The 14,550-nt window shown below is 56.6% G+C and carries 10 protein-coding genes and 1 pseudogene; 7 read left to right on the plus strand and 4 right to left on the minus strand.

The features are described 5' to 3' along the window. Window positions 1-177 precede the first annotated feature (177 nt). Window positions 178-870: an IS6 family transposase gene (locus ASF04_RS08415; RefSeq protein WP_082488632.1), complete on the minus strand. Its 693-nt coding sequence runs from the start codon at window positions 868-870 to the stop codon at window positions 178-180. A gap of 542 nt (window positions 871-1,412) precedes the next feature. Between ASF04_RS08415 and ASF04_RS26635 the strand changes: the two genes are divergently transcribed. Beyond that, window positions 1,413-2,561 (plus strand): putative phage abortive infection protein, encoded by a 1,149-nt coding sequence (locus tag ASF04_RS26635; protein ID WP_162241427.1) that lies wholly within the window; start codon window positions 1,413-1,415, stop codon window positions 2,559-2,561. A 411-nt stretch (window positions 2,562-2,972) separates the two neighbouring features. Here the strand turns inward: ASF04_RS26635 and ASF04_RS08425 are convergent, their stop codons facing one another. Further along, on the minus strand, window positions 2,973-3,275 hold the full coding sequence (locus ASF04_RS08425) for a HigA family addiction module antitoxin (RefSeq protein ID WP_056139933.1): 303 nt from the start codon (window positions 3,273-3,275) through the stop codon (window positions 2,973-2,975). A 49-nt stretch (window positions 3,276-3,324) separates the two neighbouring features. Next, a complete protein-coding gene (locus tag ASF04_RS08430) occupies window positions 3,325-3,519 on the minus strand; it encodes a type II toxin-antitoxin system RelE/ParE family toxin (RefSeq protein ID WP_082488634.1) in 195 nt (64 codons plus the stop codon). Window positions 3,520-3,911: 392 nt separating this feature from the next. Between ASF04_RS08430 and ASF04_RS08435 the strand changes: the two genes are divergently transcribed. The 6 genes and pseudogenes from ASF04_RS08435 (at window position 3,912) to ASF04_RS08460 (ending at window position 13,432) form a co-directional block, all read left to right on the plus strand. Next, window positions 3,912-5,108, plus strand: a complete 1,197-nt coding sequence (locus ASF04_RS08435; RefSeq protein WP_056139935.1) for a ParA family protein — start codon at window positions 3,912-3,914, stop codon at window positions 5,106-5,108. Then, window positions 5,105-6,253, plus strand: coding sequence for a ParB N-terminal domain-containing protein (locus tag ASF04_RS08440; RefSeq protein WP_056139938.1), 1,149 nt, complete (start codon window positions 5,105-5,107; stop codon window positions 6,251-6,253). The genes ASF04_RS08435 and ASF04_RS08440 overlap by 4 nt, the downstream gene beginning before the upstream one ends. 331 nt (window positions 6,254-6,584) lie before the next feature. Further along, entirely contained in the window at window positions 6,585-7,802 is a 1,218-nt protein-coding gene (locus tag ASF04_RS08445; protein WP_229204967.1) for a replication initiation protein, read from the plus strand. Window positions 7,803-8,157: 355 nt separating this feature from the next. Then, the gene (locus ASF04_RS28110; protein ID WP_229204968.1) at window positions 8,158-8,502 is read left to right on the plus strand and encodes a hypothetical protein; all 345 of its coding nucleotides are present in this window, start codon (window positions 8,158-8,160) and stop codon (window positions 8,500-8,502) included. A gap of 438 nt (window positions 8,503-8,940) precedes the next feature. Beyond that, on the plus strand, window positions 8,941-10,119 hold the full coding sequence (locus ASF04_RS08455; RefSeq protein ID WP_307139985.1) for a DNA polymerase Y family protein: 1,179 nt from the start codon (window positions 8,941-8,943) through the stop codon (window positions 10,117-10,119). A gap of 198 nt (window positions 10,120-10,317) precedes the next feature. Beyond that, window positions 10,318-13,432, plus strand: a pseudogene (locus tag ASF04_RS08460) (error-prone DNA polymerase). A gap of 642 nt (window positions 13,433-14,074) precedes the next feature. Here ASF04_RS08460 and ASF04_RS27400 read toward each other — a convergent pair. Next, window positions 14,075-14,245 (minus strand): hypothetical protein, encoded by a 171-nt coding sequence (locus tag ASF04_RS27400; protein ID WP_156368574.1) that lies wholly within the window; start codon window positions 14,243-14,245, stop codon window positions 14,075-14,077. Window positions 14,246-14,550 lie beyond the last annotated feature (305 nt).

The following is a 14,550-nucleotide window of genomic DNA, read 5'->3' on the forward strand; positions in this document are numbered from 1 at the left end:
GACAGCGATACCGGGAGCTGCGTGGCCGTATACGCTATTAAGGGTGGCGGCTCGACCTCGCGAGCCATTCCGATTAAAGCCCAATTAAATATTATGCGTTCGCTTCATATCGCCCGTTGGGGATCTGTCGCGTTGCTGACCAGAGGGCGAAATTTTGCCGGAATGGCACTGTGTCCCTTAAATTGGACGGACCTTTCCCGCCAGCGCATAAAATTGCTCGGCGAACGACATCGCATCCGCGCCCTCGATCGCGAACTGGTCCTTGCGGATCATGTGCATGAGCTCGATGCCTGCGAGTTCGGAGCAGGCCGATCGGAACGATTTGAAGTTGAGCATTGGCCTGGTCACCCGCTTGATGGCGCGATGATCCTGCTCGACGATGTTGTTGAGGTATTTAACCTGGCGCACTAGGATCGGCACGTCGCGCCCGGCGTTGATCGAATCGATCGCCGCCTTGTTCGCGCCGCTCTTGTCCATAGCAACCTTGTCGGGATCGCCGTTGGCTTCCATAGCCTTGTCGAAGAAGCGCTTCGCCGCGGCCATGTCGCGCTTGGCCGTCAGCAGGAAGTCGACGGTCTTTCCCTGCTTATCGACGGCGCGGTACAGGTATTTCCAGACGCCTTTGACCTTGATGTAGGTCTCATCCATGCGCCAGCTGCGGCCCACTGGGCCCTTGTGTTTCCGGGCCATCTTCTCGACCAGTGGCAGGAAACGAATCGCCCACCGGTTGATCGACGAATGGTCGACCGACACACCGCGCTCTTCCATCATTTCTTCCAGATGTCGATAGCTCAGCGGGTACGCTACATACCAGCGAATGCATACCAGGATCACATCGTTAGGAAAACGCATCCCTTTGAAGTTGAGCATGTCGATTCGTCTAACGTTCAAACACCGCAGTTTAGCTGATCCACCCGCCGGCCAGCGCTAATGCGACAGAACCATATAGCGCATGTCGGCCGCTCGCCAGTGGGCCTGATGAATCGAAATACGTAAAAGTCGTAGCTTGCCTGCGGTTCGATAGATATAGGTGCCAACACCAGAGTAGTAAATAACAATAGTCCATTAACTCTTTGGATGAGTCGAGTCACACGCGTCCATTGTCACTAACGGTCTGCGGCTTACTGACCGCTCTCTCACTTTTTATTGTATCCTTAGATTTTTATTTTTTTTGCAAAGCTATGTGCCAAATTTTTCGAGGAAAAATTCGATTTTTTAACCTCAAAGCAGTTCCAGTACTAGGCCTTGCACTAGTCTTTCTAGTTTTCTTTTCGTTGTTTGTCTATTTCTCTATTAATCATCAGTTTGACATCGCAACGACTGAGCCCCCCTACACCATCGTGACGTTTATTAGATCATGGTGGCTATACTGTCTTGGATACTGCTTTTTAATGTGGCTACTATCATTAGTCGTGAAGGCAGAAATTCGACTGCTGGTCGGTTACGACGATAAGGATCCGGATATTGACCGTGTTGCCGGCTATATTGCGGTCGTCAGTGTGTTAATGGCTACACTCGTCTGGATTTTGCTTGTTTTTGATTATTGGGGGCACTCTGCAAGCGCCGATCTAAAAAGTAGGCAGGAGCAGACAGCCGCTGCAGCGATTTCGACAACCAATCATCCAGTTCAAGACGAGGTTTCCTTAAAACAGAATGGTGTGCAATCCCAAGTTGGGCAATCAAGCTGGATAGAAAGTACGGGAGGATTCTTAGGTACGTATGGAGATTTTTTCGGTGGCGTGTTGAATCCAATTCTTACAGTTGGGACATTGGTGGGTCTGGGTATCACTATGCTTCAACAACGGGTTCAGCTTCGTCAGGCCCGTGAAGAGGCAAAGGGAGCTGGGAGGTATGCCCAAATTCAAGCTTTCGAAAGCACGTTCTTTAATATGGTGGATTTGCACGTCCAGAATGTGCAGGAGTTATGGTTCGATCCTGTTGTAATACAGGCACCTATTTCTAACTTGTTGCTTCCTATTGCTCGGCTGGGTTATCTTTCGAGTGGAGTCCTTCCTGTCGCACCACCACCTGTAAAAGGGCGTGCCGTATTCGCTGAAGTCCTTCGAAGCACTGAGCGTGGGGCATCACTTAATCATTCCCAAATTGATATATATCGGCAGCTGCAAACTCAACATAATGACGTACTTGGGCATTATTTCCGCCACCTTTATCAGATCCTCGATCATATCGACCGTTTTTCTATTGATGGCGTTCAGGTCGATATTGAAACGCGCAGACGATATGCGAAAATTCTTCGGGCGCAGCTGTCAGCACATGAGCTAGTGGTATTACTCATAAATTGCACAAAAGACATGGTGGATGACGGCAGTTTCCGCATGTTACTCAAACGGTACAAGTTTTTGGAGCATTTACCTGTGAAGAGAACTAATTACGAGTTAAGCGCGTCATGGTTTAAAGACGATACCACCGGCTTCTTTTTTGAATACTTCGAATTTAGTCAAGGCGATCCCCCCCGTTGGACGTCTGGAGCTTTTGGAAGCAATAAAGACATTGCTGAGTTTCTTGATGGTCAATACTTGCCAGACTGGGTCAAGCCTTAGTGTTGGCAGTGATTTAAATTCTCGCCCGATAGGAGTGGACATGCTGCGTACCAACACTTTCTAGAACTTCAACAGGAAGCGATCACGGCCACTCATGCGAGACTCCTTCGCGGCGCCCACGTTACCATTCCCAATTGAACACCACCATCTTGCAGCCGTCCTCGCGCAGACGATCAACCGCGCGAGCTCCGAGATACCATGTCTTTTAGCACTCGCCTCTAGCGACATCAGAGCTTTCTTGACTACCTACGCGCGGAAATCACCGAGCCGGCCTAAACCGTGCGGCGCTCGCACAACGCCATCGACAAATACGCGTTCCAACTTTTAGCCCTGCTCAAGACCGAGGCAGCTTTCTACGCCAAAACCGCGTCTGGCGCGGTCTGGATGCTGCTATAAGCGATTTTCCTTGAGCTATGCCAGTGCAAGCGGCTTGATCGCTTTGGCGATGGCCTTACCAGCGGATATCTCGGCGACACGCAGGTCATACGCACTTTGGATATTCAACCATCCTTGAGCCTCACTGCCAAAATAGCGCTCCAAACGAAGTGCCGTGTCAGCAGAGACGCCGCGCTCGCCTTTGGTGATCTCCCTAAGGCGAGAATACGGGACGTGCAGGGCCAGAGATACGGCGCGCACGCTGACGCCCATGGGCTTAATGTAGTCCTCCACCAAAATTTCGCCGGGGTGGATAGGACGCATACCATTTTTGAACATAATGCCCTCCGTGGCTGTTCAGGTTTATCTACGCAGGCCTAGGTCCTGCTCAGTGTGGATCTTCGATCAGCACTTCATAAGGGCCGTTATCACCCCACTTGAAGGTCAAACGCCACTGGTCGTTAATCCGTACATGCCAAGCGCCGTCGTACTCTTTCAGGTCGTTACCCGGCGGCGCCTTCATGAAGTTCACCGAAGGAGCCGCGTCGAGCTGGGCCAGCTTTCGCTCGGCTACATTATTAATGTTGACGAATCGGCGGCTCTTACGCCACGTACCAGCGAATGCACACCAAGATCACATCGATCGCAAAGCGCATTCCTTTGAAGTTGAGCATGTCGATTCGTCCTGGATTCGGACACCGCAGTTTACCCAACTGGCCCGCCGGCGTTCGCTAATTCGACAGAACGAGTCACCATCCCCCAGTTTTTTTGATGTCAATTAGGTAATTTATGGGTGCGAACAGCCGTGATTATTTGTGCAAAATCGACATCGGAGCAAGATTTTGCTTGTAAACCAAGAAAAGTTATGTACGTTTTGAACTGTAAACGTTAATATCCGCTCGCGTCGTCGCTTTTCGGTTTTTTTGAGCAAAAGCGGCGACACCGACAAAAACCGCTAATGACCAAGGTAAGCGCATGACCGCCAAACGTATTCTGCCTGCACGAAACGCCGTCGATATCGACGGCCTGATCCGCATCGCCGATCGCGCGGAGGCCACGTTGCTGCAACTGCGGGACGACCTGCTGGCTCCTTGGCCGCGGAAAACGTCACCCATGATCTCCGGTACCCGTTTGGCCCAGATGTGTAATATCGAGCGCACCAAACTCAATCACCTTTGCAGCAAAGGCATCATTCCGCCGGGCGAGCTGAAAGGCAACGGCCGCAGCCGCATGTTCACGCTGGCCGAAGCGCGCGCGATTGTTCAGCAAATCGGACCGCACAAGCGCCGCCCGGCGGGCACCATGGGTATTGTAGTCTGTTGCGGCAACTTCAAGGGCGGCGTGGGCAAAACGACCACCACGGTGGCGGTGGCACAGGGCCTGAGCCTCATGGGACACAGCGTTTGCCTGGTCGATCTGGACCCGCAAGCCTCTACCACCACGTTGATGGGTTATGTGCCCGACGCGGAAGTGGAAGAGAAAATGACGGTAATGCCCGTCGTGTACGGCGATGAAGATGATCTGACGTATGCCGCGCAGCCGAGCTACTGGGACGGCATCGATTTGATTCCGTCGTCGCCCGATCTGTTCGGCGCCGATTACTTTTTGCCCAACAAGCAGGCCAGCGACCCGGATTTCCAGTTCTGGGACGTGCTGAACAAGGCGATGCAGCCGCTACGTGAAAAATACGATGTGATCATCATCGACACGCCGCCAACGCTGTCATACCTGGCACTGGCCAGCTTTATGGCATCGGACGGCATGATCATCCCTCTGCCTCCGGAAACGCTGGATTACGCGTCGTCCACCCAATTCTTCCGCCAGTTCTCCGAGCTATTCAACTCGATGCGCGACGGCAAACAGATCGACAAGGAATTCGAGTTCATCAAGATCGTGTTGTCCAAGGTGAAGTCGGCTGTGTCGATGACCGATATCGTCAAAACCTGGATCAAGCAGACGTATCCGGAGTTGCTGGGCACGGCCGAAATCCCTGAGACGGACCTGGTAAAAAACGCCTACGCGGAGTTCAAGACAATTTACGACCTCGAGAGCTATGACGGCAGCGCGCGCACGTACAACCGTGCGATTGAAGCGTTCAATGCCGTCGTGGCCGAGATCGACGTGTCCCTGCAGACTTGCTGGGCACACCGCGAAATGAAGGAAGCAGCATGAGTAACAAGAACGACCGCCCGCCGCGCATCAACAAGCTGGCGCAGCGGCTGCTTGGCCAGACGGCCAATCTGGAAAAAAATGTCAGCGAAAACCCGCCGGCGCCGATTGCCACCCAGCGCAACGTGACCATGCCTGGCCAGCTCGGCGCTTTCCGTATCGAGGCCCAGAAGTACCAGGGCAAGATCGACGACCTGCAGCGGCAGCTCGAAGAAGCGCTGGCCAAGCAGGCGGACGGCGGCTCTGGCGCCGAGTCGGCTGAACTGCGTGAGCGTCTGGCGCAAGTGGAAAACGAGCGTCGGGCGGAAGTCGAGGCGCTGAAAGCGAAAATCGATGAGGCAGCCGGCAACGCCGGCAAGCCTTTCGATGCGCCGGTGGACCGCATCCGCAAGGTGCCCGGCCGCCAGCGCCTGCTGACAGAGGCTGAACGCGAGGCATTGTTCTCCAACCTCGACAACAACAAGCTGGTCACGCCCGTGACGTTGCGCCCTCTTCCCGACAACTGGTATGAGCTGGTTTCCGGACACAACCGGTATGACTATTACGCTGACCGCGGCCGCGCCACCATACCGGCCGTGCTGGATCTGTCGGACGACGAGCACGCGGACCGCGATGCGTTTTATGCCAACCTGCTGCACAACAGTCTGCCCGACTACGCAAAGTACGTCGGATTCAAAAAGCTCCTGGCCGACGATCCGACGCTGACCATTGCCGATGTTGCCAAACACGCCGGCGTGCCGCGCTCGACCGTGGCCAACCTGATGGTGTTCGGCGAATTGCCGGCGACCGCGGTGGCGCTGCTCGATGCCCACCAGGACAAGCTTGGCCGCAGCGCGGCCGCCGAACTGGCGGCCCTGCACGCCAAGGGACATACGGGCGGTGTGATGGCAGCGATCGAGGCGATCGTTGGCGGCACGACGTCGCAAAGCGAGGGCGTGGCCATGGCCACCAGGTCGGCGCGGCCGGCAGTTGCGCCACGCGTGGCGCCGGCGCCGGTGACCGTGCGCTCGGGGCGCGCTACCTACTGCAAGGTGCACCAGGCCAAAAAAGTACTGCGCCTGGAGTTCACCAGCGACGTCGATGCCGAACTGGCAATGAGTGAAATTACCAAGGCCCTGCAAGCGCTGGCCGATGGCAGCAAGAAATAATCGAACGGATAACGAGATAGAGGGATTGCGATGACGATGTAAATCGAAACGCCAACAATTAGATGCCCTAAAAAAGCAAAAGGCCCCGGCGGGAACCGGGACCTTCGCAATGCTCTGGCAAGGCCACAACAATAATTACGTACTTCGTCAGTCGTGATTCTAGTTCGGTGGTCCAGTCAGCGCAAGGGATTTTTTACGCCTGTCACTTGGCAACTGGAACCTCCATGAAGAATCATGGCCGAGGTGAGTACTTGCTCGCCTTAAAATTTGAACGTCGTACTGGGTTCAGGCTGCTCGTCGGCGCCGTGCCGTGTCCTTGTTGGAGCGGTGCGTGAACGCCGTTGCCGAGCCGGATGTTCGGTATTTCGAAGACGGCACCGCCTTGCATCGCGTATTGCATGAGGCGCCCTATCTGCCGCGCTGCAGCGATAACAAGACCGCGACCCGTACCCGCCCCCGCGAATATGCGGTGCGATACCCGTATATGCAAATCAATCGGCCTGGCTTTGTCAGCTGGCTGATTTTTGATCTCGACCACGCCAATTCGCGGGTGTGGGAAGACGCCGGTCTGCCGGCGCCGAACCTGATCGTACGCAACCGCGTCTCCGGCAGCAGTCACCTGTACTACGCCATTCCCCCTGTGTGCACGACCGAGGCCGCGCGCGATAAACCGATCGCCTACATGAAGGCAGTCTACGCTGCTTACTCCGTGGCGCTGCGCGCGGATCCGAATTTTCACTCCGGACCGGTTGCGAAAACCCCGGGGCACCCGTGGTGGTCGACCGAAGAGTTACACAATTCGGTGTACGAGCTGGGCGCTTTGGCCGATTACGTCGACCTGGCCGTGGCCACCCCGTGGGCCAAACGTGTAAAGGTGAACGATATCGCCCATTCCCGCCATTGCCTGCTGTTCGAACATCTGCGGCACTACGCCTATTCGATTGTCAACCGTGAGCGGGAAAAGGGAAGCTATGAGAGTTTCGTGCGCTGGCTTGATGTCAAAGCGAACGATCTGAACCGTTTCAGGGAGCAAGGTTTTGCCCAAGACTTGCCCGGTTCCTCGCTGACGGCAACCATCCGCTCAATTGCGCGCTGGACGTGGACCCATTACACCGGTAGCGGCCGCTGCCGGCGCGGCATCATGCAACTCGACCCCGATTTGCCACTGCCGGCGCGCCAATCCCTGGCGGCGGAACGTACCCGCACCGAGCGGCAAAAAAGTACTGCGGACAAGATCCGCGCGGCCTGCAGGGTGCTGCGGCAGCGCGGAGAAAGCCTGACCCAGATCGCCATCGGCCGCCTGGCCGGCGTCACCCGGCAGACGGTGGCCACCTACAAAACGATCGTTGACCAGGCACGCCAGGTGCTGAAAACCGTCAAAAGTGAGGTCGCCACCGCAGCACCGCGCGATGTTAAGTTTGGTGCTCATCAGGTACCTGCCGTGGGGGTTGCTGGTTTGCAACGCCCTACGATTGTGGTCCTCGAGGCGGAGTCCTCTGAAACTCCTCTGGCTGGTGGTGTCAGTGTTCGGCGAATTGACGACGGATGATGCGGTTGGGGTTTTGATCGTTGAGGGCAATTTGTGGGTAGCTGGAGGTGCTCGAACACCGGTTTTTGGGGTTGCTTTTATGGGTGTTGTATTTAAAGGTTTTCCACGTTAACCGGGCGTGGCGACGGGTGTTCCGTCGGGGCGCAAGCAAGCGGGGGTACCCGCGCGCGAAGATGTCGCTCGCAGCCATTTTTAAAGTGTGAGCCGGTGCGTATCGGTTCTGTATTGTTGCTGATTTTCTAAGTCGTTACGTTTTGGAATCGGGGTCCTGCTGAGTTGGCTCTTGCAGAATCGAACAATCACGCATATACTGTGTATCCATACAGTATAAAATTGCTAATGATTGTGTTTCTCCATGGCCCTGCTTTGCTCACAACTTCACTCCAGTGACCCCGCAGACGTTACTGATCCGCTTGCGATTTCGCACGTTTGGCGCGCGAGCGAGTTGGCTGTGTCGAGAGCAGTAACCAATTCATCCGGGCATGTATCTCTGGATCAGGAATTGCCTGGAGCTGGCTGGCCACGATCGTCGCTCGTTGAGCTGTTGGTCCAGCAATCCGGTATTGGCGAGCTGCAGTTACTCAAACCGCTCTTGGCCAAGTTATCTGGCAAGCAGCGGATTGCGCTGGTGCAGCCGCCTTACCTTCCGCACTCGCTGGCTTTCAATATCTGGGGTATCGATACCAGCCGGTTGTTGTGAGTGCGTGCCTCGAGTACCGGCGATGCCTGTGGACGACGGAACAGATACCGAAAAATGGCAGTTGCGGCGCCGTGGTTTTTTGGCAAAACCACATCCGTTCCGAGTCGCTCAGACGCCTGAATCTTGCGGCTCAAGGTGCCGAAACCTGGTTCTGGCTCATGCGTCCGATGGCGTGCGCTAGCGAGGCCTCACCTGCTCCGCTGCGGTTGGGCATCCGGCCTCCGGTTGGCGGCGTCCAGGTTGAAGTGTTGAAGCGGCGTGGCCCTGCCTCCGATAAAACCCTGTTTATTCTACTTTCCGATATGCCGACCGGGCGTCATCCTGCGCACCATGAAAACGCCACTGCTGTTAACTTTGTACCTGCCGCTGTTACCGCTCGAAACGCTCCGCCCGTCCTAGTCTGACGCCGGCGTCTATGCGATCGTTGACTGCGACCAGGTGCTGGTCGCTTCTGCAGGCGCGGTTGATGCCGGTGTGCGGGTTGGCATGCGGCGCGGCGGCGTAGCGACTATTGCGCCTGGCGCAGTCATGCTCGATCGCGACCTGGAGAAAGAGGCACGCGCGCTCGACGCGATCGCGATCGCCATGTTGCAGTTTACGCCCGAGGTCGCTTTTACTGCGGATTTCAGTGTGCTGCTCGATGTTGGGGCGAGCTTGCGGTTGTTCGGCGGACCGCTGGCATTATGCCGCCGGGTTAGTGACGTAGTCCGGCGTCTTGGTTTTACAGGTCGGATCGGTGCGGCTCCCACGGCAGAAGGTTCGTGGTTGTTGGCCCATGCAGCACTCGGTCGTCATCGCCCGCATCGCCGATGCATGAAGATGTCGACCTTGGCGTGGCGTCTTGACCTGTTACCGTGTTCACTCGTTTCGTCCGCGGCGCCGTTTATGACCTGGTTCGACGGCATCGGTGCTGTCACGCTGGGGGATTTGCGCAAGCTGCCGCGCACTGGCTTGTTACGGCGGACCAGCAAACAGCTGCTGTATTCCCTCGATCGCGCTTATGGTGAAGTCGAAGAGATGCAGCGCTGGATTGCGATACCCGCGCGATTCGCAGCTTATATCGAGACTTTCGACCGCATCGAGCAGGCCGAAGCGCTGATGCACGGCGCCACCACGTTGATTTTGCAGCTCACCGGGTGGCTTGCCGCGCGCCAGCTGGCCGTGATCACCTTCCAGCTGCTGATGGAGCACGAGCGTGGCCGCGCGGCCGTGCCGCCGACATCGCTGGAAATCACGCTGGCCGAGCCGGCGTGGAAAGAGCCTCACTTGCTGAGCTTGTTGAAGGAGCGCCTGGCCAAGACCGAATTGACGGCGCCGGTGATCGGATTGCGGCTCGAAGTCGTGCAGCTTGAAGCGATGCAGCCCCCCACCGATCAGCTATTCCCGGAACCTGGTTGCTCGCCGGCGTATTTTACGCGGCTGCTGGAGCTTTTGTCGGCAAGGCTGGGACCGGAAAATGTGTTGGCGCCGGTCGGGTCGCCCGACCATCAGCCCGAGCTCTGCAACAGCTGGGGGCCGGCCACGACAAAAATGAAATCAGCGCCTGAGGAGGACATCGTGCTCGATCGTCCGTGTTTCGTGCTACCGAACCCGATACAGCTCCTGATGCGCGACTAACGCCCTTTCTATTTGAGTCCACTCAAGTTGATACGTGGGCCGGAGCGATTCGAAGCCGGCTGGTGGGATGCGCAATCAGTCGCGCGCGACTACTATGTTGCGTAAGGAACGGATGCGACCTGTTACTGGATTTATCTTGAGCGCACCCTCGATGGTCGCTGGTTTTTGCATGGCCTTTACGCCTGAAGGATCAGGATCATGGCGACTGCCCTCCCCTCCTATGCCGAATTGCAGTGCGTGAGCCATTACGCGTTCTTGCATGGATCGTCCGCGCCAGAACAGCTGGTACAACGCGCCGCCGGACTGGGCTATCACGCGCTGGCCATCGCTGACGAATGCACGGTCGCCGGCGTCGTCAAGGCGCATCTTGCGGCCAAAGAGGTTGGCCTGAAATTGCTGATAGGGAGTCAGATGATGGTAACACCGGAGGACGGCACACCGCCCTTCTCGCTGCTGATCCTGGCAATGAACAAAAACGGCTACGACAACCTGTGCGAGTTGATTACGGTGGCGCGCCGGCGTGCGAACAAGGGCGAATATCTGGTACGTCCGCGCGATATCGCGGCGCCACCGCCCGACTTGGCAGCGTTGCGGGGCATGCCAGATTGTCAGCTGATCCTGCTGCCACGCTACGGCGTCGCGATCGAAGTCATCGAGCGACAGGCGGCGTGGCTGCTGCAGTGCGCGGCTGGCCGCGTGCGCATCGCACTGTTTCTGCATTTCCGATCATTCGATCAGGAACACCGGGATATCGTGGCGGCGGTCGGCGCGCAGGTCGACATGCCGCTGGTAGCCACCGGCGATGTTCATGCACGTGAGATCGGCGAAGCCACTGCAGGACACGATGACCGCGATCCGCCACGGCGTGCCGGTCGCGCAGTGCGGATATCGCCTGGCGTCGAACGCCGAACAGCACCTGCGATCCCGGGTCAGGCTTGGCAATCTTTATCCACGCGCGGCGCTTGACGAAACCGTTCGCGTAGCAAATTTGTGCACGTTTTCCCTGGACGAATTGCGCTACGAATATCCGGTCGAGATCGTGCCGGAGGGGATGACACCAAGCGGCTATCTTCGCCAGCAAGCGTATCTTGGCGCGCACTGGCGGTATCCCGATGGCGTCCCGGCCAACGTCCAATCCCTGATTGAACGGGAGCTCGACTTTATCGCGGAGATGGCCTACGAAAGTTATTTCCTCACGGTCTACGATATCGTGCGCTTCGCCCGGGCCAATAAAATCTTGTGCCAGGGACGCGGGTCGGCGGCCAACAGCGCCGTGTGCTATTGCCTTGGAGTAACCGAAGTCGATCCAGCTCGTGGCACCCTGCTCTTCGAACGATTTATTTCCAAGGAGCGCAACGAGCCGCCCGACATCGATGTCGACTTCGAACATCAGCGCCGCGAAGAAGTCATCCAGTATATTTATCAAAAATACGGCCGCACGCGCGCGGCGCTGACTGCGGTGGTGATTAGTTACCGCCCCAAAAGCGTGCTGCGCGACGTCGGGACGGCGCTGGGCGTCGACCTTTCTATTGTTGACAAGGTCGCCAAGGCAAGCCACGGCTGGGGCGCGCGCGCCGAGCTAGCCGAGCGCATGCAGCGTTGCGGACTTGACCCGGAATCTGACGTTGCGCACAAGTGCGCTTTTCTGGCCGAGCACATAATGAGCTTTCCGCGACACATGTCGCAGCATCCCGGCGGTTTCGTCATTTCTCACAGCAAGCTCTCTCGTTTGGTACCGGTGGAAAATGCCAGCATGGAGGACCGCACCATTGTCCAGTGGGACAAGGATGGCCTTGATGCCGTCGGGCTGTTAAAAATCGATATCCTGGCGCTGGGGATGTTGAGCGCCATGCGGCGCACGCTGGACATGGTTTCGGCCCGACGCGGTGGACGTTTCGAGTTGGCGGGTATCCCGAAAGAAGATGCCAAGACATACGAAATGATCTGCCGGGCCGACACGATCGGCGTGTTCCAGATAGAAAGCAGGGCCCAGATGTCGCTGCTGCCGCGCCTGAAGCCTCTAGTGTTTTACGACCTGGTGATTGAGGTGGCGATTATCCGTCCCGGCCCGATCCAGGGTGGGATGATCCATCCGTATCTTCGCCGGCGCGAGGGCGCCGACGCGGTGACGTATCCCAGTCCCGAGATGGAGGCGGTGTTGTCGCGAACGCTTGGTATTCCAATTTTCCAGGAACAGGTGATGCAGATTGCGATGGTCGCGGCGGGATTTACGGCCGGCGAGGCCGATCAGCTGCGCCGGGCCATGGCAGCATGGAAGAGAAAAGGGGGCCTGGAGGAGTTCGAGGAAAAGCTCAGGTCCGGTATGGCGGCGCGCGGCTACAGCGCCGACTTTGCCAACGGCATCATCGGCCAGATTCGTGGGTTCGCTGAGTACGGCTTTCCGGAATCGCACGCGGCGAGTTTTGCGTTGCTCGCTTACGCCTCGAGCTGGATGAAGTGCCATGAGCCGGCGGCTTTCTTGGCAGCCTTGCTCCACAGCCAGCCAATGGGATTTTATAGCCCGTCGCAGCTGGTGGTGCAAGACGCGGTACGCCATGGGGTAGAAGTGCGTGGCATCGACATCAATATCAGCGACTGGGATGCCAAGTTAGAGACCTCGAATGGCGAGCAGCCGGCGGTCCGTCTCGGCCTCAATCTTATCCGGGGCATGGAACGCGACGCAGCCTGGCGGGTCAAGGAGGCGCGCGCCGTACGGCCATTCAAAGATTTGCATGACTTGGGTATGCGTGCTGCGCTTGATGCGGCTCAACTCAAACTGTTGGCCAGTGCCAATGCATTGGCGGGTATCAGTGGTAATCGCCGCCAGGCGGTATGGAACGCCGCAGCTACGCGAGGCGCATATCGTCGAGGATGAACTGGAAATAGCACCGGCAACGGAAGGGCAGGAGTTGGTAGCAGATTATCGGCACATGGGATTGACGCTTGGCCGCCATCCGCTCGCCTTGTTGCGTGAGCGCTTGCATGCGATGCGATTCATGCCGGCCGAGGTGTTGAATTTGTATGGCGACGCGCGCCTTGCGCGTGGTTGCGGATTGGTCACGGTGCGGCAGCGACCGGAGACCGCAAAAGGGGTAGTGTTTCTGACGCTTGAGGACGAGACAGGAAATGTGAACGTCATCGTTTGGCCAAGTTTACTTGAAGAGCAGAGCAGGGAAGTGATGGGCGCACGGCTGCTTGGCGTGTATGGACAATGGCAGTATTCGAACAACGTACGGCATCTGGGGCGAAGCGCTTGGTGGATTTGACGCATTTGCTTGGTGACCTGGATACGAGCAGTCGTAATTTCCATTAACCCGCTAATGAGCAGATGACATCTAAGTCGTTGATTTTATTAAGTGTTCAAGTTGAACGCTATTCAATTCATAAGCAGCTCTTTGGGTTATAGCGAGTGATGTTCAACTCGAACACTCAAAGAAATCAATGACTTAACTGTTTCGTTCTGTTCTATGGTGGATTTCCTTGGCTTTCGTGGTATCGGGTAATGTGGTCCGAGCAATAGCCACTTGACCGCACAATTGGTTGTAAAAATTTGCCTTATCTTCCTACAGCGTGACACAGCTGAGCGGTTCGAGCTGTGAATGACGGCTGAAACAGTCCGCCTGCTTCAGACTGCCCGGTTCAATGGACTCACGGGTCTCTCAAGGGTGCGTGGCAATGGAAGAGTTCAGATTTGTAGCCCCTTGAACGTCTTGACCACGACTGTATTGTAACCGCCGCTCTTATTGCCCACAGGCGATTTTATGCCTGCCTTCGCCAGGCGCTCGCTGAAATCTTTGGTTGAGCACGTCGGATCAGTGCGATCATCCGCAAAGCTTTGCGTGCAGCAGCACGCCGACCGCGCCTACTGAAGCGGTCAGCGAGACTAGCCCCAGCTGTACCGATCCCATGCCACATACCCGATTCCTGAGGAGGGCTGTCCTTGGCGGGGCACAGCTTAGAAGAAGCTGGAGAAAACCTTTCCCACACCTTTGAGAGCTGCATAGACGGCAGCAACGAGTAGCATTGCTACCAGTACCAGAAGGATTGCTGCCCCGCCCAGATTCAGCTGTGCCGCCTCCATGAAGCGTGGGCCGTCCTGCAAAATACACATCAAAAAATCGCGCATCGTAACGTTCCTATTCATCGTCGTGGCGCGCCATGCACCGCTTTATGTTGCTTATTTTGCGGACCGTAAAGTAATTCGACCCGGCCAATTTTCCTAAATAACGGATGTAAGTATTGCGTCACGACTATGTGGCTTGAGGCCCAACATGCAATGCAATCGCACTCGGACCACTGCCAGCTTCTGTCGTCACGACGACGTATGGTCAAGGCCCAGTATCCTGTTGGCGTATAAATGATTCTTGTGGTGGGTTTTCCGCCAGTAGCATTACGGCTCCAAACTAATTCCTAAATTCTCCTGGGCTTAGT

This window comes from Duganella sp. Leaf61 (genome assembly GCF_001421905.1).
Taxonomy (GTDB): Bacteria; Pseudomonadota; Gammaproteobacteria; order Burkholderiales; family Burkholderiaceae_D; genus Rugamonas; species Rugamonas zoogloeoides.